This window comes from Nocardia sp. NPDC019395 (assembly GCF_040632335.1).
Lineage (GTDB): Bacteria > Actinomycetota > Actinomycetes > Mycobacteriales > Mycobacteriaceae > Nocardia.
Genome location: NZ_JBEYBT010000012.1, coordinates 14685 through 32053, shown reverse-complemented (window position 1 = coordinate 32053; position 17369 = coordinate 14685). Strand labels below are relative to the sequence as shown.

Annotated in this window: 15 protein-coding genes and 1 tRNA gene; 10 read left to right on the top strand and 6 right to left on the bottom strand. The window is 66.5% G+C overall.

Features of this window, described 5'->3' with window-relative positions; translation table 11 throughout:
• The first annotated feature begins 168 nt into the window (after positions 1–168).
• On the top strand, positions 169–987 hold the full coding sequence (locus tag ABZ827_RS23030; RefSeq protein ID WP_357240087.1) for a TetR/AcrR family transcriptional regulator: 819 nt from the start codon (positions 169–171) through the stop codon (positions 985–987).
• Positions 988–1086: 99 nt separating this feature from the next.
• Here ABZ827_RS23030 and bcp read toward each other — a convergent pair whose 3' ends face one another.
• Positions 1087–1560 carry a thioredoxin-dependent thiol peroxidase gene (gene bcp, locus ABZ827_RS23025; protein WP_357240084.1) on the bottom strand — a complete coding sequence of 158 codons (474 nt, stop codon included), beginning with the start codon at positions 1558–1560 and terminating at the stop codon, positions 1087–1089.
• 247 nt (positions 1561–1807) lie between these two features.
• On the opposite strand from bcp, the gene ABZ827_RS23020 reads away from it, so the two are divergent.
• On the top strand, positions 1808–2029 hold the full coding sequence (locus ABZ827_RS23020; RefSeq protein WP_357240081.1) for a DUF3618 domain-containing protein: 222 nt from the start codon (positions 1808–1810) through the stop codon (positions 2027–2029).
• 141 nt (positions 2030–2170) lie between these two features.
• Here the strand turns inward: ABZ827_RS23020 and ABZ827_RS23015 are convergent, their stop codons facing one another.
• On the bottom strand, positions 2171–2479 hold the full coding sequence (locus ABZ827_RS23015) for an excalibur calcium-binding domain-containing protein (RefSeq protein ID WP_357240079.1): 309 nt from the start codon (positions 2477–2479) through the stop codon (positions 2171–2173).
• A 319-nt stretch (positions 2480–2798) separates the two neighbouring features.
• On the opposite strand from ABZ827_RS23015, the gene ABZ827_RS23010 reads away from it, so the two are divergent.
• A complete protein-coding gene (locus ABZ827_RS23010; RefSeq protein ID WP_357240076.1) occupies positions 2799–4922 on the top strand; it encodes an acyltransferase family protein in 2124 nt (707 codons plus the stop codon).
• A 34-nt stretch (positions 4923–4956) separates the two neighbouring features.
• Here ABZ827_RS23010 and ABZ827_RS23005 read toward each other — a convergent pair whose 3' ends face one another.
• Positions 4957–5268 (bottom strand): hypothetical protein, encoded by a 312-nt coding sequence (locus tag ABZ827_RS23005; protein WP_357240073.1) that lies wholly within the window; start codon positions 5266–5268, stop codon positions 4957–4959.
• A 723-nt stretch (positions 5269–5991) separates the two neighbouring features.
• Positions 5992–6627 (bottom strand): transglycosylase SLT domain-containing protein, encoded by a 636-nt coding sequence (locus ABZ827_RS23000; RefSeq protein ID WP_357240070.1) that lies wholly within the window; start codon positions 6625–6627, stop codon positions 5992–5994.
• Between the two features lie 702 nt (positions 6628–7329).
• On the opposite strand from ABZ827_RS23000, the gene ABZ827_RS22995 reads away from it, so the two are divergent.
• From ABZ827_RS22995 to ABZ827_RS22980, 4 genes are all read left to right on the top strand, one after another.
• Positions 7330–9369 carry an NADPH-dependent 2,4-dienoyl-CoA reductase gene (locus ABZ827_RS22995; RefSeq protein WP_357240068.1) on the top strand — a complete coding sequence of 680 codons (2040 nt, stop codon included), beginning with the start codon at positions 7330–7332 and terminating at the stop codon, positions 9367–9369.
• Positions 9370–9477: 108 nt separating this feature from the next.
• Positions 9478–10311: an ABC-2 family transporter protein gene (locus tag ABZ827_RS22990; RefSeq protein ID WP_357240065.1), complete on the top strand. Its 834-nt coding sequence runs from the start codon at positions 9478–9480 to the stop codon at positions 10309–10311.
• Entirely contained in the window at positions 10304–11152 is an 849-nt protein-coding gene (locus ABZ827_RS22985) for an ABC-2 family transporter protein (protein WP_357240063.1), read from the top strand. The genes ABZ827_RS22990 and ABZ827_RS22985 overlap by 8 nt, the downstream gene beginning before the upstream one ends.
• Positions 11153–11167: 15 nt before the next feature.
• Positions 11168–12148, top strand: a complete 981-nt coding sequence (locus ABZ827_RS22980; protein WP_357240060.1) for an ATP-binding cassette domain-containing protein — start codon at positions 11168–11170, stop codon at positions 12146–12148.
• Positions 12149–12207: 59 nt separating this feature from the next.
• Here ABZ827_RS22980 and ABZ827_RS22975 read toward each other — a convergent pair whose 3' ends face one another.
• On the bottom strand, positions 12208–13365 hold the full coding sequence (locus ABZ827_RS22975; RefSeq protein WP_357240057.1) for an Ig-like domain-containing protein: 1158 nt from the start codon (positions 13363–13365) through the stop codon (positions 12208–12210).
• 357 nt (positions 13366–13722) lie between these two features.
• Between ABZ827_RS22975 and ABZ827_RS22970 the strand changes: the two genes are divergently transcribed.
• Positions 13723–13798 (top strand) — tRNA-Lys (locus ABZ827_RS22970).
• 381 nt (positions 13799–14179) lie between these two features.
• Positions 14180–15517, top strand: coding sequence for an MFS transporter (locus tag ABZ827_RS22965; protein WP_357240055.1), 1338 nt, complete (start codon positions 14180–14182; stop codon positions 15515–15517).
• A gap of 6 nt (positions 15518–15523) precedes the next feature.
• On the opposite strand, the gene ABZ827_RS22960 is transcribed toward ABZ827_RS22965, so the two are convergent.
• Positions 15524–16132, bottom strand: coding sequence for a TetR family transcriptional regulator (locus tag ABZ827_RS22960; RefSeq protein ID WP_357240052.1), 609 nt, complete (start codon positions 16130–16132; stop codon positions 15524–15526).
• A 177-nt stretch (positions 16133–16309) separates the two neighbouring features.
• Here ABZ827_RS22960 and ABZ827_RS22955 point away from each other — a divergent pair, with 177 nt between their 5' ends.
• Entirely contained in the window at positions 16310–17365 is a 1056-nt protein-coding gene (locus ABZ827_RS22955) for an FAD-binding oxidoreductase (protein WP_357240049.1), read from the top strand.
• Positions 17366–17369 lie beyond the last annotated feature (4 nt).

Here is a 17369-nt window from a genome sequence, read left to right as displayed (position 1 = left end):
CATAAACTGTATATGGCATATATTCTGATTAAAGCGTACACAGTTCAGGGCGAGGCGCAAGAGCGGCGATCGAGGTGCGGTAGGAAGAGAGACACCAGGGTCGGCGGCGCCGTGCCGGACGCGGACACCCCGCGCCGCCGGACCGGAACAGAAGGGAAGTCGATATCGATGGCGAGTGCAGCCGGCGGTGGACCGGACCCGGATCCGTGGCCGACAGCCGGCGCAGCAGCCGGGTCGCAGGCGCCCGTGGCCACGGGGCAGCCCGCCGGCGAGACCAGGCCGCTGCCGAAGGCAGTCGAGTTGATGTGGGGCCTTGCGCCGGCCGGCGCTCGGGGCCCCCGCCGCGGGCTGAGCCTGGAACAGATCGTCGACGCTGCCATCGAACTGGCCGATGAAGAGGGTTTCGCCGCCCTGTCGATGACCAAGGTCGCCGACCGGCTCGGGTTCACCGCGATGTCGCTCTACCGGTATGTGGACAGCAAAGCGACGCTGCTGGAAGTCGCGCTGGACCGGATCGTCGGTACCCCGCCGGAGATCGCTCCGGGGAGGCCCTGGCGTGCGGCGCTCGAGCAGTGGGCGCGGGCCGAATACCGGGTCATCCGCCGCCACCCGGGCTGGCTCAGCGTGCGGCTCAGCGCGCCACCGCTGGGACCCAACAACATGGCCTGGCTGGAGACAGGTCTGGCTGCCCTGGCGCAGACCCGGGTACCCGAGCCCATGAAACTACAGCTGGTGATGAACCTGTCGCTGTACGTGATCGGGCGGGCACGTTCGGCCGCGGAGATCGAACCCGAAAACGCGGAGTCCGAAGGAGACTGGTGGGTCATCCAACGCCTGCTGGACCCCGAACGGTTCCCCGCACTCACCGCCGCCATGCGGGCGCAGGCCTTCGAACAGGACGAGCAGCAGTGGGCGGATCTGTTCTTCGACAACGGGCTGGCGCTGCTCCTCGACGGCTACGAACAGCTGATCGCCTCGCACGAGTAACCACCCCGGCCCGGTGCCGGCACTGCCCGATCGGACCGGTAGTACCCGGGCCGAACGGCTCAAAGGGGCCAGATTCCGGCCCGGCCGGGTGGTCGCCGATCAGACGGAGAGATCGCGGCGCAGTTTGGCGACGTGGCCGGTGGCACGCACGTTGTACTGCGCCACTTCGATTTTCCCGTCGGCGTCGACGAGGAAGGTGGATCGGATGACCCCGGTCACCTTCTTGCCGTACATCGTCTTCTCGCCGAACGCGCCCCATTCGGCGAGGACCTTGCGTTCGGGATCGGACAGCAGCGGGAAGTTCAGCTTCTCGGCCTCCCGGAACTTCGCGAGCTTGGCGGGTTTGTCGGGCGAGATCCCGATCACCTCCAGCCCGGCGGAATTCAGCTCACCGAGATTGTCCCGGAAGTCGCACGCCTGCTTGGTGCAGCCGGGAGTGCTCGCCGCGGGGTAGAAGTAGACCACCACTTTGCGGCCGCGGAAGTCGGCCAGCGATACGTCGTTGCCGTCCGCGTCGGCGAGGGTGAAATCGGGTGCCTGATCGCCCGGGGAGAGTCGATGGTTATCGGTCACCCTCGCACCGTATCCGAATCGCCCGGCTTCCGGATGCCGACTCGGATCGTGCGGGTAGCCGAGGTCGTGGGGAGTCCGGGTCCGGCGCCCGGCCGCGACCGGCCGTGATCGGGCCGAGCACGTGGCGGCGGTGGTGACCGCGGATACACTCGAGCGCGAACCCTGGAGCGACCGGTGACACACCGCGGCCCAGGGGTGATCATCGGCCGCCGGAGGACGCGGCAGACCAGGTACAGGAGGCGTGAAGGTGGCAAAGGATACCGAGCGGATCGAGCAGGAGATCGAGGCCGCGCGGGAGCGGCTGGCCAGCACCCTGGACGAGATCGCGGTGCGGGCCGATCCGCAGCGGCTCGCCGAGGGCACCAAACAGGTGGCGCTGGCCAAGGTGAACGAGCCGAAGGTGAAATACACGCTGATCGGTGTGGGTGTGCTGGCGGTCGGCGCGCTTGTGTTCAAGATCCTGCGCTGAACCGCCGGAGCGGGATGAGCGAATCGGGCCCGGGCGGAAGCAGAGCATAACCACGCAGGGCCTCGTTCACCCCCTGTCGACAACAAGAACGCCCGGTGACAGAACATCTGTCACCGGGCGTTCGTGCGCAGTGGTAGCGGATCAGACGGTGGGGCAAGCGAACCCGTCGCCGTCCGGATCCAGGTGCGGGCCGAACCCGGGCTCGCCACGGAAAATCGGCGCCCGGCCCGCGGCGCGTGCCTCGTCACAATTCTTGAAGGCGCCACCGGCGGAACCGGTCTGCGCCAGCTGCGCCGAACCGGTGGCGCCCAGTACCGCATCGGCGGCCGAGGAACCGGTGCCGGCCAGGGAAGGCAGCGGGATCTGGATCGGGGCGGCGCTCGCGACGGGAGCGGCCAGAAGTGTCAGCCCCGCTGCGGCGGCACTGACATAGAGCTGGCGTACGTTCATGGATTCCTCTATGTCTGCTGGGGAGTAAATCTTGCGTCCGACAAGAGAACGCGCGGCTACCACTGTTGTGAGGGACGCCTCGGTTGTCAACTTGTATGGCGTGGGTAAGACAAGGGAAATCGTGGTCGCGGTTGGGTACTCCCCGGATGCTGTGCCGGATCACCCCACAGTGGCGAAGCCCTCTTCCAGGAGAAGGCGGAATTCGCCGGACACCACACGTTGTGATAGGGATGCATGCTATGTCCGAGGCTTGTTCTCCGCTGCCGCTACTCGACCCCTATCGGGCCGGGCAGGGAAGTCGATAGGTCGGAGAGAGCAGTTGTTGCGAATCAAGGACAGTGACGTCGCCGCGCAACCTCCCGCAGCGGAACCCGGCGCCACAGCCCGCTCGGCCGACTACCGCCTCGACCTCGACGGTCTCCGCGGTATCGCGATCGCTCTGGTCGTCGCCTTCCATGTCTGGTACGGCAAGGTCTCCGGCGGGGTCGATATCTTCCTGGTGCTCTCGGGCTTCTTCTTCACCGGGATGCTGCTACGGCAGGCGGAACGTACCGGCCGGATCGTCCCGCGCCAGGTCGCGGTGCGCACGGCGCGGCGGTTGCTGCCCGCGCTGATGGTGGTGCTGGCCGTGGTGGCCGTCGCCACAGTCATCACGAAGCCGTATTCGACCTGGGGCAATATGTCGGGGCAGACGATGGCCTCTGCCCTCTACTACCAGAACTGGTATCTGGCGCGCGCCGCGGAGAGTTATCTGGCCGCCGATCCCTCGGTGAGTCCACTGCAGCATTTGTGGTCGATGGCCGTGCAGGGACAGTTCTATGTGGCCATCGTCGTGCTGGTGGGGCTGGTCGCCTGGATGTGCCGCCGCTTCGGCCGTCCGGGCGCCGCGCGACCCGCGATCCTGGCGCTGTCGGTGGCCCTGGGAGCCGGCTCCTTCACCTACGCCACCATCTGGATGAACGTGTCCCAGGAGTGGACCTACTACGACAGCGCCGCACGGGCCTGGGAGCTGCTGACCGGTGCGCTGCTGGCCGCGGCGCTGCCGTGGCTGCGGCTCGGCGCGGGCCGGGCCGGGCGGACGCTGGCGGCCCTGCTCGCGGTCGCGGGCCTCGGCGCGGTATTGGTGTGCGGTCTGCTGTTCGACGGGGCACGCCAGTTCCCGGGACCGGCCGCGCTGTTCCCGGTGGGTGCCGCGGTGGCCCTGATCATGGCCGGTATCCGCACCGAGAGCGGACAGCAGCCGCTGGTGAACCGGCTGCTCGCCACGCGGCCGATGGTCGAACTCGGTGCTGTCGCCTACTCGCTGTACCTGTGGCACTGGCCACTGCTCATCTACTACCTGGTGGAGACCGGGAAACCGCATGCCGGGCTCGGCGGCGGACTGCTGGTTCTCGGAGCCTCACTCGTTCTCGCCGTGGTGACCAACAAGTTCATCGAAGAACCGCTGCGGGTGCGGTCGGGCGCGGCAGCGGTTGTCACCCCGGTCTGGCGTCGCCGGATCCCTGGTGTGGCCGTGAGTATGGTCGGCGTATTCGTGCTGGGTGCGTGTGTTTCCTGGCAGGTGGTGATGGCGCGAACTCCTACCGAGCCGGTCGAGGCGCTGCCGGTGAACGAATACCCGGGTGCCGAGGCGCTGTTCGCCGGTGCGGAGGTCCCGGTGGCGAAACTCCGGCCCTCGATTCTGGAGGCGTCCAACGATCTACCGGCCCCCACCCGGGACGGATGCATTTCCGACTGGTTCAACAAGGAGATGGTCACCTGCACCTATGGTGACCCGAACGGATCGCGAACCATCGCGATGGTCGGCAACTCCCATACCGAGCACTGGATGCCGGCCATGGACGCGCTGGCCCGGGTCCACGGCATCAAGGTGGTCGTGTACCTGAAAATGGGTTGTTCGCTGAATATCCGTGACGACGCGCAATACCGGGGACTCGATATCTCCGATTGCCGCGACTGGTCCCGGGCGGTCATCGATACGCTCGCCGCCGACCCGCCGGAATTCGTCTTCACCACCGCCACGGCGCCGGTCTGGCCCATCGGCGGCGATGTGGTCCCCGCCGAATATCTCGATGTCTGGGCGGCGCTGGCCGAACGTCACCTGAACGTTCTCGCTATCCGTGACACGCCCTGGCTACGCAGCCCGAATGGTATCCGCTACAGCGCCGTCGACTGTCTCGCTGCCGGTGGGGACAGTGCGACCTGCGGTATGGCCCGCACAGCGGCGCTGGCGCCGGTCAACCCGGCTCTGGCCCACGCGGCGGCGTTCCCGAATATGAAGCTGCTGGACCTCACGGATTCGGTATGTGGTCCGGATATCTGCCGGGTGGTCGAAGGAAATGTCCTGGTGTACCACGACGAACACCATCTCAGTGCCAGCTACGCCCGCACACTGGCTCCGGAACTGGAGCGGCAGATAGGAACAGCCACGGGCTGGTGGTGAAGAGTACGGGTGTTCCGGCGCGCCGGAACACCCCTCACCACGGAGTGATGGGTGGTTTGACCCACAGGAGTTTCTCGTCGCGGTAGGGGCGCTGGGCTGCGGGATGCGTGGGATGACGGTCGGCCCAAGCGGCCTTGTCATGGAGAAGCTGAGCTACCGACCGCCAGGTTTCGGCGGTACTGGGCGGGTTGACTCCCGCGGCCCGGGCGAGCTTGCGGCGGGACGGGTCGGGGAGATCGAGCAACTCGGGGCCGGAAATATCGCGGTCCCACAGATATCCGGCCAGGTGCCGGGCCTTGGCAGCCCGACCGGCCTCCGCGGCCGGGGAATGTGCGTAATCGGCCATACACAAGTCTAAATCGAGGCTCGAAACGGCCGATCGCGGAAGGGGTAGGTGCCGCGGGAGGGTTGGAGTTGCCGCCGGGAGAGGGGTCGTACGCGGTGCCGTGCTCTGGGCGCGGCACCGCGCACCCACGCCGTTGTGGGGCCCCCTGGTCACGCTCGGGGACGGGGTACGCGCCGTTGCGTACACGGTGTCCGGGGCGGTGACCAAGCTGGGTTGGGCGCGGTGGCTCGGTGCGCTTGTACGGAGCGGTGACTTCGGTTGGCTCGTCCGCCAGTGGCGACAGGCGGGGCCGTTCGTGGAGGTGGGAAGCAGGACAGCCCGTGAAGGTTCTGTGTTTTTTGCGCCGCCTGCGGCGTCGCGGGTTCGGGGCCCCCTTGGTCTCGTTCTTCACTCCCGGCGCTCAGTCGCTGCGCTCCTTCGCTCTGGTCGCTCCAGAACGAGACGGGCCCCGAACCACCAACGCTGACTGTCCGCATGCGGGAAACGGGGATGGGAGTTGCATGCCGACCGGCTGGCGGTAGGGGGATCAAACGCGCCTCGCGGCGGCGGTGGGGCAGGTGTGGTGCGGGATAGAGAAATGCGCGGTGCCACGCTTCTGCGTGACACCGCGCACCCACTCCGTTGTGGGGTCTCCTGACTACGCTCGTGGGCCGTGGTACGCGCCGTTGCGTTCCATCGTTCCGGTAGCCGGGTTGTGGTCTGGGCGCGTCGGTGCGCCAGAAATCAGTACGCGCTGTCGACGTTGTCCATGGAGCCGTACCGGTGGGCGGCGTAGTTGCAGGCCGCGGCGATGTTCGAGACCGGGTTCCAGACGTCGAACGGGGTGCCGGGCACGTGGTACGCGGCGAAGGTGGGGTCGATCACCTGCAGGAGGCCCTTGGAGGGGATGCCCATGACGGCGTTCGAGTCCCAGAGGTTGATGGCGCCGGGATCGCCGGAGGACTCACGCAGGATGTTGCGCTGGATTCCCTCGTAGGTGCCCGGGATGCCGTTCTGGTGCAGGATGTCGAGCGCCTCGCGGATCCAGCCGTCCAGGTTGTTGGGGTACACGGGGGCCGGTGCGGGCGCCGGGGCGGGGGCCGCCTCGGGGGCAGGGGCCGGAGCCGGTGCGGGGGCCGGGGCGGCAGCGGCGGGGGCCGGTGCCGGGGCGGCGAGGTTTTCGGCGGCCGGTGCCGCGTTGGTGACGGCCTCGGCAGGTTTCTGCTCGGCGACCATGGCGACCTTGGTGGGGGTGCTGTCGTCGGCCATGGAGACCGCGGAGGAAGCGGTTACGGCGACGATGCCGGCGGTGGCGAGGGCGAAGCCCATGGCTTCGCGCTTGGTGCGGCGGCGCAGGCTGGAGAAACGGTGGTTGTACATGAGCGGATTCGGTTCCTTGTTCGGTCTCGGGATCCGGCCCGGTTCGGGCAGCACGGATCTACGGTGGCGACCGGTGGGTCGCGACCGGAAAACATGACTGTGCTGTTGTCGGGTTTTGTTGTGTGACACCGAACGCAGGCCGGTTCGGGTCCGGAAGGCGCATCCACGGTGCCGGGTGGTTTCCCGGGCCGCCGCGCCGGCGGAGTACATTGGATTCGGGCTCGGTTGTCGCCATACCTTCTGCGGTATTCACTGGCCGCGCTGTTCCGGTTGTTTCCAACCCGGCGTCCACAATTTCGCGATCCAGCCGAACCTCAGGTCGTTTCCGACCGGATCTCAGAATGGTCACGAGAGGTTAATGGAAGGTGAACGGAGCCTGAGAAAATCATGAGCGCGATCTTGAAATCCGAAATGAACCTGTTGCAGCATCGCCTCGACCTGGGGAAATATCTTTAAACCTCATGTGGCGTAGGACACAAAACTTTTGCCGGTAATGCCTGGATTTAGCTTGTTCGTGACGGTTCCGTGATGGTCAGCGGGCTATTTTGCGGCCGCCGCGGCGGTCCTCGTTGCCGGCCGTGACCGACCGTTGTCCGAAGCTGTGACCGGGGTGGAAATCGCCGTGCGCCGAATGGTGTGATGAGGTCCTGCAGGCCGGGGTCCGGGTCGGGGCCCGGATCGATATCGGAAAGAGAGCCCGCGATGGACTCGACGACGAGTTATCCGCAGTTGTTCACACCGCTCCAGGTGGGCAGCACCACGCTGCGGAACAGGGTGGTCATGGGATCGATGCATACCGGCCTGGAGGACCGGGCCTGGGATGTGAACCGGCTGGCCGCCTACTTCGCCGAACGGGCGCGCGGTGGGGTCGGCCTGATCATCACCGGCGGCTACGCCCCCAATCGCACCGGTTGGCTGTTGCCGTTCGGTGCGAAGCTGACCACCCGCACCGAGGCGTACCGGCATCGCACGATCACCCGCGCGGTGCACGATGCCGGGGCGAAGATCGCGCTGCAGATCCTGCACGCCGGACGCTACGCCTATGTACCGGGCAGCGTTTCCGCCTCGTCGATCAAGGCACCCATCAACCCCTTCCGTCCGCGCGCGCTGTCCGACCGTGGCGTCCGGAATGTGATCGACGATTATGTGCGGTGTGCCGAACTGGCCCGTTTCGCCGGCTACGACGGTGTCGAAATCATGGGCGGGGAAGGCTATTTCATCAATCAATTCCTCGCGCCCCGTACCAATCGCCGCAGTGATCGCTGGGGTGGGTCGGCCGAGAACCGCAGGCGGCTGGCCGTGGAGATCGTGCGCCGGACCCGCGCCGCCGTCGGCCCCGATTTTCTGATCGTTTTCCGTTTGTCGATGGCCGAACTGGTCGAAAAAGGGCAGACGTTCGCCGAAATCCTCGATCTGGCCCGTGAACTCGAAGCCGCGGGGGTGAGTATCCTCAACACCGATATCGGGTGGCACGAGGCGCGGGTGCCGACCATTGTCACCTCGGTACCACGGGCCGCTTTCGTGGAATTCACCGCCAAGATCACCAAAGCCGTGGATGTTCCGGTATGCGCATCGAACCGGATCAATATGCCGGAAACAGGCGAAGAGATCCTGACTCGTGGCGATGCCCAGTTGATCTCCATGGCCCGTCCGCTGCTGGCGGATCCGGAATGGGCGAACAAAGCCTCGCAGGGGCGGCGCGACGAGATCAACACCTGTATCGCGTGTAATCAGGCCTGCCTCGACCACGCCTTCCAGCGCCGGACGGTGTCGTGCCTGTTGAACCCGCGGGCCGGTCACGAGACCGAACTGGTGCTGCTGCCCACGCGGCGAACCAAGAACGTCGCAGTTGTCGGTGCCGGCCCCGCCGGACTGTCGGCAGCGGTGAATCTGGCCGAGCGCGGGCATCGGGTCGATTTGTTCGAAGCCCTGGACCGGATCGGCGGGCAGTTCGATATCGCGCGGCGCATTCCCGGTAAGGAAGAATTCGACGAATCCATTCGCTATTTCAGCCGCAGGCTCGAGCTCACCGGTGTCCGGGTGCGGCTGAATACCCGGGTCACCGCGGCCGAATTGATCGCCGGCGAATACGACGAGATCGTGCTGGCGACGGGGGTTCGCCCGCGCGTCCCCGATATCCCGGGAATCGACCATCCGATGGTGCTGTCCTATGCGGAGCTGGTGCGCGCGGAGAAACCGGTCGGCTCCCGGGTCGCGGTGATCGGGGCGGGCGGTATCGGATTCGACGTGAGTGAATATCTCACCGTGGAGGGGCATCCCACGCTGAAACCGGACGAATGGAAACAGGAATGGGGTGTAGACGCCGACGACGAGCTGTTGCGCGGTCAGCTGCGCGCGCCCCAGGTGTCTCCGGCCGCGCGCGAGGTCGTGCTGCTGCAGCGGAAGGACACGCCGTTCGGCAAGGGACTCGGTAAGACGACGGGCTGGGTGCACCGGGCCGCGCTGAAAGCCAAGGGGGTCCGGCAGATCGGTGGGGTGAACTACGAGCGGATCGACGACGAGGGACTGCATATCACCTTCGGCCCGAAACACGAACGGCCCCAGGTCGTCCGGGTCGATAATGTGATCGTCTGCGCCGGACAGGACTCGGTGCGCGATCTGGAATCCGAACTCGCCGCCGCCGGAATCACGGCGCATCTGATCGGCGGGGCGGAACTGGCCGCCGAACTGGACGCGAAACGCGCTATCGACCAAGGTACGAGGCTGGCTGCCAGATTGTGACGCCGGTTCCGGGAGCCGTCGGCCCCCCGCTCGCCGGAGGCGTAATTACCTTTCCCCGAAGGATATTGCGCGGTAAGGTCACCGCTTTGTGTTCGCACAAGGCAGGGGGTGACGGTGCTCGGGGCGGCGGCCGATCTCCGGCGAACAACAAGGGTCTACCGGCGGTTGGTGGTGGCCGGGTTCCGGCGGCAGTGGCACTACAAACTGGCGATGTTCGCGGGACTGTTCACCAACTGTGTGTTCGGTTTCGTCCGGGCCGCGGTGATGCTCGCGGCGATCGATGCCACGGGCGGGTTCGCCGGATACGACGCCGGCAGTATCGGCGCCTACGTCTGGATCTCCCAGGGGCTTCTCGGCGCCCTGCAGTTCATGGCGGCGGAACTGGAGCTCGCCGAACGGATCCGCACCGGTGATATCGCTATCGACTTCCTGCGGCCGGTCGATGTTCAGCTGAGCTATCTCGCCACCGATATCGGACGTGGCGTCTGCGGTCTGATCCCGCGCCTCTTACCGAGTCTGCTGATCGGTTCGCTCACCTTCGGGCTCGTCCTACCCGGTACCCCGGAGTCCGTTCTGCTCGGTGCGTGCAGCGTCCTGCTGGCCATCGCGCTCTCCTTCCTGGCTCTGTTCGCATTGACGACCGCGGGTTTCTGGGTGGTGGAGACGCGGGGAATCCGCGCGCTCTATCAGACCTCGGGGCCCTTTCTCGCCGGGCTCTTCGTCCCGGTGCACCTTTTCCCGGAGTGGCTGGGCGCGATCGCCGCGGCGACCCCCTTCCCGTCGATGCTGCAGGCGCCGGTGGATGTGCTGTCCGGTCGGGTGGCCGGCTGGGATGCGGTGCAGGTGGTCGGTGTACAGGTCTTCTGGCTGCTGGTCGTGGGAGCGGCCGGGCGAATGCTGCTTCTTCTGGGGCGGCGGAGATTGGAGGTGCAGGGTGGCTGAGACCCTGGTTCGTGCCCCGGTGACCGCTCCCCGGCCCGCCGGTTCCCGGTTCGGCCCCTACATGGTGGTCCTGCGATCGCGGATCCGGGCGCAACGTTCCTACCGGCTGTCCTTCGCCAGTGATCTGCTGGGCGCCACCATGGTCGGGCTGGTCGAATTCGCCGAAGTGTGGGTGGTCTTCCATCAGGCGAAAGTGCTGGGCGGTCTCGATATGGATGCCGCGCTCCTGCTGTTCGGACTGAGCAATCTGGCCTTCGCGTCGGCCCAGCTGGTGTGTGGTCACCTGGACAAACTGCCGAACCTGATCCGGCTCGGGATGCTCGATATCTACCATCTGCGCCCGCAGCCGTTGCTGTTGCAGCTGATCACCAGCGATTTCTCACTGCGGCGGCTGGCCCGGGCGACGGTCGCCGCGGTGGTACTGACGGTGGGTCTGCTGCGCAACGATATCGACTGGTCGGTCACCGCGGTATCGCTGATCCTGCTGACCCTCGTCAGCGGCGCCATTCTGTTCGCGGGGCTGTTCGTCGCGGCCGCGGGATGCCAGTTCTTCCTCATCGACGGCGCGGAGCTGACCAACAGCTTCACCTACGGGGGGTCGTTCGCGGCCGCCCAGCCGGCGTCGGTCTTTCCCACCCCGCTTCGGCTGCTCTTCTGCGTCGCGATCCCGGTCGCGTTCACGGCGTATATCCCGACGCTGGCTCTGCTGGACCTACCGGGTCCGGCGGGCCTGCCGTCCTGGCTCGTCTGGTTTTCACCGGTGGCGGCGCTGTGGGTATGGGCGCTCGCGCTGGGGATGTGGCGTTTCGGTACTCGGCACTATCAGAGCGGCGGTGGATGAGATGGGAGACCGGTAATGGGCGAAACCGATTCGATCATCGAAGTCGAGGAGCTGACCCGCCGGTTCGTCCGGATCCGGCGGGACGGGAAACGGATGCGGCCGCGGCGGGAGGTGGTCACCGCCGTCGATGCCATGAGTTTCCGGGTCGAGCGGGGTTCGGCGGTCGGCTATATCGGAGCCAACGGTGCCGGGAAGTCGACCACGATCAAAATGCTCACCGGCATCCTGGTCCCTACCGCGGGCACCGTGCGTACCTGCGGGCTGGACCCCATCCGGCGGCGCCGGGAACTGGCGAGCCGGATCGGCGTGGTGTTCGGGCAGCGGTCCCAGCTCTGGTGGGATCTGCCGTTACGGGAGTCGTTCACCATCCTGGCGGCCATCCACCGCCTGGACCCGGTGGCCGGTAGGTCGCGGACCGCGGAACTGGTCGAGCAGCTGGAAATGGCCGATACGCTCGACACCCCCGTACGGCAACTCTCCCTGGGGCAGCGGATGCGCGCGGAAGTCGCGGCGGCGCTACTGCACGCCCCGGAATTGATCATTCTCGACGAGCCGACCATCGGATTGGACGTCCTGTCCAAACAGCGGCTCCGTGAATTCCTGCGCGCCGAACGGCTGGAGCGCGGCACCACGCTCTTGCTGACCACGCACGATATGGGCGATATCGAACGGCTCTGCGACCGGGTACTGGTGGTGGATCACGGCCGGCCCGCCTACGACGGATCGCTGCTGGGACTGGGTGCGACGGTGGGCGCGCAGCGGGTGCTTGTCGTCGACCTCACGGCCCCGGCCCCGGAATTGCGGGGACTACCCGGGGTGGAGCTGCTCTCCTACGAAGCCGAGGGCATGCGGCAGCGGCTGGCCTTCGACGCCGACGCGACCACGGCCGCCCAGCTACTGGCCGAGGTATCGGCGCGGGCGGAGGTGCTCGACCTGTCCATCGAGGAACCCGATATCGAGGACATCGTGCGGCGACTGTACGAAACGGCCCGGTGAAAACGCCGCGGCGCCGGGTCCCGTAGGACCCGGCGCCGCGGCGTTCGCTGTGGTTACCGTCAGGCGTCGGCGTTGCCGGTCTTCCATTCCGGCCACGGGATATTCCAGTCACCCAGGCCGTCCACCCCGGACAGGGTGTCGCCGACCGTGTTCTTCACGATCGTGATATCGCCGCGTTTGGCGGTGTTGAAGACCCACTGGGCATCTTCCGGACTGAGATTCAGACAGCCGTGGCTGGTGTTCGTATTGCCCTGCGCGCCCACCGACCACGGGGCCGAATGGAAGAAGATCCCGCTGTAGGACATCCGGGTGGCCCAGTCGACGTCGGTGCGATAGCCGGTGGGGGAGTTCACCGCGACCCCGTAGGTGGAGGAGTCCATCACGATGTGCTCGTGCCGGTCGGCCAGGATGTAGATGCCGTTGTTGGTGGGGGTGTCGTCCTTGCCCATCGAGGTCGGCATCGTGCGGATGACCTGGCCGTTCTTCTCGACCGTCACCATCTTCGTATTGTCGTCGGCGGTGAAGACCACCGCGTCACCGACGGTGAAATTCGAGTGGATATCGTCCTGGCCGTACAACCCCTTGCCGAGGTCCTTGCCGTAGACGTTCACGTCGATATCCACCCGGGTGCCCGGTGCCCAGAAGTGCTCGGGCCGCCACCGGACCTCACGGTTGTTCACCCAGTAGAAGGCGCCTTCCACCGGCGGGTTCGTCTTGATGGTGATGGCGTCCTGCGCGGCTTTGCGATCGGGAATGTTCTCGTCGAACTGGATCGCCACCGGCTGGCCGATACCGACCACCTCGCCCTCGCCGGGAATCAGGTACGGCTTGGTGACATTGCCGGGTGCGGTGGTGGTGAAGCTCATACCCGCCGTGGCGGCGCCGCCCAGTCCGACGGAGCGGGCCTGCAGGCGGTAGGTCTTGCTGTAGCCGAGCGACTCGGTGGTGGACCAGCTGCGGCCGTCCTCCGAGAGCTGTCCGGCGACCGGCTGATTGTCCGGATTGAGCAGGGCCACGTCGGTGAACAGACCATCACTGATCTCGAACTTCATCGGAGTCGCCGGGGAAACACCGATATCGCCGTCCTTGACAGGGGCGATCAGTTTCGGCTTGATGAGTTCGGTGATGGGGTTGCGATCGATGGCTACCGTGCCGTCCGATGCTTCCGAGGACGAACATCCGGTCAACACCAGTGCTACCAGCGTGACGAGGACCATCGGTCCGAAAATCCAACCGACCGGCCTGCGCCGATCACCTATCCGCATAACAACCCCGTTTCAAGTCTCGGCGCACCCGCTTCGCGCCGATGGCTTCGGATCCGACCGATCAACAACTCACCTCGACCCACCGCAGCGGCGGGATCGGTCGAGACCACGTCCAACTATTCTGCCAGCCGTGCCGAAGTGATCCCAACCGTCGAGCGTCACTTCCGGCTCCGGTGGCCCACCTACACATAGGGTTCGGCAGGCCGTCCGTTACGGCGTCGTCCGGGTCACACCGGCGCGACTCGCTATCGATTTCACTTATGCGGCCCGGGCCTGTTACTGTCTGTCCCGCACCGCACGACGGTGCACGCGCCATTAGCTCAATTGGCAGAGCAGCTGACTCTTAATCAGCGGGTTCGGGGTTCGAGTCCCTGATGGCGCACCACAAAAACGAGTTCGTACCCGGGGGTTTCCGCTTCTTCGGAGCTATGGCCGGAACTTGATGTCCCACAACAACTCCCATCGAGTCTGTCGCCCGGTACCTGCGATCCGCAGGTACTCCTACTCTGCGATCCCGCGATTGCCGCGCTGCGGCGTAACCGACGGGACCCTCGGTGTAATCAATGGGATAAGCCAACATCGCCACCGCCTCACCGCGTCCGCTTCCGACAAACCTGTCAACTGATCCAACGCCTGTGTGGAACCCACCACAAGCAAACCGCGCGGGATGTAATTGATTTGCGTCACCTTCGATCCCGGAAGGTGGCCGACCTGTTCGCCGTCCGAGTCCGGGCCAGGAGCTGTTGTATCCATTACTGTGCGCGGTATGAGCGCGGTGGATGTCCCGGTGGGGCGGGGGCGGGTGGTCGCCTGGGGGCTGTGGGACTGGGGGTCGGCGGCCTTCAACGCGGTGATCTCGACCTTCGTTTTCGCTGTCTATCTCACCGACAGTGTCGGCGACGACCTGCCCGGCGGTATCTCTGCCAGCGCATGGCTCGGCTGGGCGCTCGGTATCGCCGGTCTGCTGGTCGCACTGACCGCGCCGGTTCTCGGGCAGCGTTTCGACGCGACCGCGAATCGCAAACGTTCGCTGGCGATCTTGACGGCCGTGACGATCGCCCTGATAGCCGCGATGTTCTTCGTTCGTGATGAATATCACTATCTCTGGCTCGGTCTGGCTCTCCTGGCGCTCGGGCACGTTTTCTTCGAGCTGGCGAGCGTGCCCTACAACGCCATGCTCCGCCAGGTGTCGACCCCGCGGACCGTGGGCCGGGTCTCCGGTTTCGGCTGGGCAATGGGGTACTTCGGCGGCATTTTCCTGCTGTTGATCTGCTACTTCGGGCTCATCGCCGGAGATGGGGACGAACGCGGACTGTTCGGTGTCTCCACCGAAGGCGGGCTCAACATCCGGCTGGTGGTGCTGGTGGCCGCGGTCTGGTTCGCGGTATTCGCGCTGCCGGTGTTCTTCGCGGTGCCGGAGGTACGGCGTACCGGCGCCGACCCAGGGGCCGCGAGCGCCGGGTTCCTCGGCTCGTACCGAGTGCTCTGGCGCGATCTGCGGGACCTCTGGATCGCGGACCGCCGGGTGATCTGGTTCCTGCTGGCCAGCGCGATTTTCCGGGACGGACTGGCCGGTGTTTTCGCTTTCGGCGCGGTGCTGGCGGTGCAGGTGTACGAGATCAGCGATTCCGATGTGCTGCTGTTCGGTATCGCGGCGAACGTCGTGGCCGCGCTGGGCGCGATCGTGGCCGGCCGGTTCGACGATACGGTCGGGCCGAAACGGGTGATCGTGGTGTCCCTGGCCTCCGCGGTGGTGTGCGGGACCGTGCTGCTACTGGTATCCGGGCCCGCCATGTTCTGGATCTTCGGGCTGGCGTTGACCTTGTTCGTCGGACCGGCGCAGGCCTCGGCGCGATCGTTCCTCACCCGGCTGACACCGCCCGGCCGGGAAGGTCAGCTGTTCGGGCTCTACACCACCACGGGCCGGGCGGCCTCGTTCCTGTCGCCGAGCCTGTTCGGTCTGTTCGTATGGGCTTTCGATGCGGACCGCGCCGGTATCGCCGGGTTGATACTGGTACTCGCCGCCGGGCTGGTCGCCGTCCTGCTGGTGTCCGCGCCGGACGAATCGGGGGACCGGGCGTCCGCACCGGCCGCGGTCGGATGAGGGAGGTCAGGGCTTCCAGACGCCCATACCCAGGGCGATGAGGCGGATCTGCGCGATCGTGCGCTCGATAACCGGCTGCTGTTCGCGCGGCGGCGCCTGTACATAGTCGGCGATACCGTCGGTCACCGTGGCGACCAGCAGGTCGGCCGCCACTTCCAGATCGTCGGGGGACCAGGAATCCAGCGCCGGCACCCGGGACAGGTCGGCCACGAGTTCACGCACGATCAGCTGTAGTTCGAGGGCGATCGCGGACCGCAGGGCCGCGCTTCCGCCACGCTGCTCCCGGATCAGGAACCCGTACAGCTCGCGTTTGGCGGCGACCTCGCCGAAGACGAACCGCACCGTTTCCGACAGGCGCGCGTCCGGTGTCCGGCGCAACTGGCGCAGGGCCAGTCGCAGCGCCTGGACACCTTCGTCCACAAGGGTTGCCCCGAGGTCTTCGAGTGAGGCGAAGTGCCGGTAGAAAGCCGTGGGCACGATCCCGGCCGAACGGGCGATCTCGCGCAGGCTCAGTGCTCCGAAGCCGCGCTCCGCGGCCAGGGCGAGGGTGCCGTCGAGCAGCGCCTGCCGGGTGCGCTCCTTGCGCTCGACGCGGCTCGCTCCCTGATCGGTCATTTCAGTGAGCATACAGCCGTTCACCATTCCCTCTTCTCAATCTTGTCGTCCGCGTCACACCGGTTCCTGGTTGACAGTTCCATTGGGGTATCCGGCACACTAGTTGAGTGTACATTCGTACACCGAAACCGATGGAGGTTTCGTGATGCGACCGACAGACAGGGACGGAGAACTCCGATGGCCCTCCTCGACCTGGTACAGACACTGACCACCCCGCACCCGGTGGACCGGTACCTGGAACTGGTGCGCCCGATGCTCACCGTCCGCGATATGCGGGCCCGGATCGTCGGCGTCGACCGCTCGGTACCGGGCACCCTCTCGCTGAGCCTGCGGCCGACCCGGCAATGGGACGGGCTGCTGGCCGGCCAGTTCGTGCAACTCGGTGTGGTGATCGACGGTGTGCGGCACGTGCGGTGCTATTCGCCGGTGAACTCCCAGCACGATCCGCATCGCCGCCTCGATCTCACGATCCGGGTGCATCCGCACGGCCTGGTATCGCGCTACCTGCACGATCATGCCGAGCCCGGCATGATCCTGGACCTCGAACCGGCCTCCGGGATCTTCCACCTTCCGCGGCGGCGACCGGAGCGGATGCTGCTGATCAGCGGCGGCAGCGGGATCACCCCCGTGCTGTCCATGCTGCGCACTCTCGCCGACGAGGGATACACCGGTCCGGTGGTGTTCCTGCACTACGCGCGCTCGCCGGAGCTGGTACCGCATCGGGACGAACTCACCGAGATCGCCGCCGCTCACCCGAATATCTCCGTGGAGATGCGGTACCCGGAACGTGACGGGCGCGGCTTCGACTACGACGAGCTCACCCGGGTGGCGCCGTGGTTCGCCGACGCGGACACCTTCCTGTGCGGACCACCGCCGCTGATGGACTCGGTGCGCGAGATATTCGCCGCCGAGGGTCTCAGTGAACGCCTGCACACCGAGGAGTTCGTCGCGCCGGCCGTCCCGGTGGAGACCGCGGACGTGCACGGGACCACCACCTTCTCGGCCAGCGGGGTCGCCGCCGAAAACGCCGGAGCCTCGCTGCTGGAGCAGGCCGAATCGGCCGGTCTCACTCCCGAGTTCGGCTGCCGGATGGGGATCTGCTTCTCCTGCACCTCGGTCCGGCGCAGCGGCTGCACCCGCAACCTGCGCACCGGCGAACTGGAAACCGATCCCGACCAGCCGATCCAACTCTGCGTCCAGGCCGCCGTCGGCGACGTGGACATCGAAATCTGAGATT

Coding starts and splice junctions, on each gene's coding strand:
- ABZ827_RS22975 (WP_357240057.1), bottom strand. CDS start 13,365: ATGGTCCTCGTCACGCTGGTAGCACTGGTGTTGACCGGATGTTCGTCC.
- ABZ827_RS22955 (WP_357240049.1), top strand. CDS start 16,310: ATGGCCCTCCTCGACCTGGTACAGACACTGACCACCCCGCACCCGGTG.
- ABZ827_RS22960 (WP_357240052.1), bottom strand. CDS start 16,132: ATGACCGATCAGGGAGCGAGCCGCGTCGAGCGCAAGGAGCGCACCCGG.
- ABZ827_RS23000 (WP_357240070.1), bottom strand. CDS start 6,627: ATGTACAACCACCGTTTCTCCAGCCTGCGCCGCCGCACCAAGCGCGAA.
- ABZ827_RS22995 (WP_357240068.1), top strand. CDS start 7,330: ATGGACTCGACGACGAGTTATCCGCAGTTGTTCACACCGCTCCAGGTG.
- ABZ827_RS23030 (WP_357240087.1), top strand. CDS start 169: ATGGCGAGTGCAGCCGGCGGTGGACCGGACCCGGATCCGTGGCCGACA.
- ABZ827_RS23015 (WP_357240079.1), bottom strand. CDS start 2,479: ATGAACGTACGCCAGCTCTATGTCAGTGCCGCCGCAGCGGGGCTGACA.
- ABZ827_RS22980 (WP_357240060.1), top strand. CDS start 11,168: ATGGGCGAAACCGATTCGATCATCGAAGTCGAGGAGCTGACCCGCCGG.
- ABZ827_RS22965 (WP_357240055.1), top strand. CDS start 14,180: ATGAGCGCGGTGGATGTCCCGGTGGGGCGGGGGCGGGTGGTCGCCTGG.
- ABZ827_RS23005 (WP_357240073.1), bottom strand. CDS start 5,268: ATGGCCGATTACGCACATTCCCCGGCCGCGGAGGCCGGTCGGGCTGCC.